Below are 1,951 nucleotides of genomic sequence, written 5' to 3' on the forward strand. Positions count from 1 at the left end.
CGGCAGCGAGATCGCCAAGATCGTCCCGCCGGAGGGCAACCGGGTCGACGTCGACATCGACCAGATCCCGGTGCACGTGCGCGACGCGGTGATGGCCGCCGAGGACCGCGACTTCTACTCCAACCCGGGCTTCTCGTTGACCGGCTTCCTGCGCGCGGCCAAGAACAACATCTTCGGCGGCGATCTGCAGGGCGGCTCGACGATCACGCAGCAGTACGTGAAGAACGCGCTCGTCGGCGATGCCCGGTCCGGCCTCGGCGGTGTCATCCGCAAGGCCAAGGAGCTGGTGATCTCGACGAAGATGTCCAGCGAGTGGTCCAAGGACCAGGTGCTGCAGTCGTACCTGAACATCATCTACTTCGGTCGCGGCGCCTACGGCGTGGCGGCCGCCGCCCAGGCCTATTTCGGCAAGCCCGTCGAAGCGCTCAACGTGTCCGAGGGTGCGCTGCTGGCCGCGCTGATCCAGCGGCCGTCGGTGCTCGACCCGGCGGTGGATCCGGACGCGTCCGCGGTGCGCTGGAGCTGGGTGCTCGACGGCATGGTCGAGATCGGCGCGTTGTCCCCCGACGACCGCGCCGCGCAGGTGTTCCCGCCGACCATCCCGCCGGACCAGGCGGTCAACCAGAACCAGACCACCGGACCCAACGGCCTGATCGAGCGCCAGGTGGTCAACGAGTTGATGAGCATCTTCGACATCAACGAGCAGACCCTGAACACCGAGGGCCTGCAGATCACCACGACGATCGACCCGCAGATGCAGGCCGCCGCGGTCGACGCGGTCGAGGAGTACATGGACGGGCAGGATCCCGACATGCGCACCGCGGTGGTGTCGATCGATCCGAAGACCGGCGGGGTCAAGGCCTACTACGGCGGCTCGGACGCGGCAGGGTTCGACTTCGCGCAGGCCGGGCTGCCGACGGGTTCGTCGTTCAAGGTGTTCGCGTTGGTCGCCGCGCTGCAGCAGGGGATGGGGCTGGGCTACCAGGTGGACAGCTCACCGCTGACCGTCGACGGCATCGAGATCTCCAACGTCGAGGGCAACAGCTGCGGCACCTGCAACATCGCCGAGGCGTTGAAGCGGTCGCTGAACACCAGCTACTACCGGTTGATGCTGGAGTTGGAGAACGGCCCGCAGGACGTCGCCGACGCCGCGCACGCCGCCGGCATCGCCGAGAGCTTCCCCGGCGTCGAGCACACCCTCTCCGAGGACGGCCAGGGCGGACCGCCCAACAACGGCATCGTGCTGGGGCAGTACCAGTCCCGCGTCATCGACATGGCCTCGGCCTACGCCACGCTCGCGGCGTCCGGGGTGTACCGCAAGCCGCACTTCGTGCAGAAGGTGGTCAACGCCGAGGGCACCGTGCTGTTCGACGCCACCCAGGAGGACAACGCGGGCGAGCAGCGCATCGACAAGGCCGTCGCCGACAACGTGACCGCTGCGATGCAGCCGATCGCGGCGTACTCGAACGGCCACGCGCTGGCCGGGGGCCGTCCGTCGGCCGCCAAGACCGGCACCAACCAGCTCGGCGACACGGGCGCCAACCGCGATGCATGGATGGTCGGGTTCACCCCGTCGTTGTCGACCGCGGTGTGGGTGGGCACCACCGAGGGCACCAAACCGCTGGAGAACAAGTGGGGCTCACCGGTGTACGGCTCCGGTCTGCCGTCGGACATCTGGAAGGCGACCATGGACGGTGCGCTCGACGGCACCGACGAAGAGTCGTTCCCCAAGCCCGAGGAGATCGGCGGCTACGCCGGTGTGCCGCAGGCCCCGCCGCCGCCACGGACGACCGCGCCGCCGACACCGTCGGAGACCGTGATCCAGCCTACGTCGAACGCGCCGCCACCGTGCGGCGCACCACCGGAACAGCCCGGATCGCGGTGACCCCGATGCACGGCGTGGGCGGCGAATTCGCGCTCGACGCACTGGCGTTGGCCGGGTTCGACGACG

Annotated in this window: 1 protein-coding gene; it reads left to right on the forward strand. The window is 69.0% G+C overall.

All coding sequences use genetic code 11. From position 1 onward, the window contains the following. Window positions 1-1,885: transglycosylase domain-containing protein (locus ASJ79_RS23165; RefSeq protein ID WP_067960441.1), on the forward strand; the 1,885-nt coding region annotated here is incomplete at its 5' end. Between the last annotated feature and the right edge of the window lie 66 nt (window positions 1,886-1,951).

The sequence above is a fragment of the Mycobacterium sp. NAZ190054 genome (assembly GCF_001545925.1).
Lineage (GTDB): Bacteria > Actinomycetota > Actinomycetes > Mycobacteriales > Mycobacteriaceae > Mycobacterium.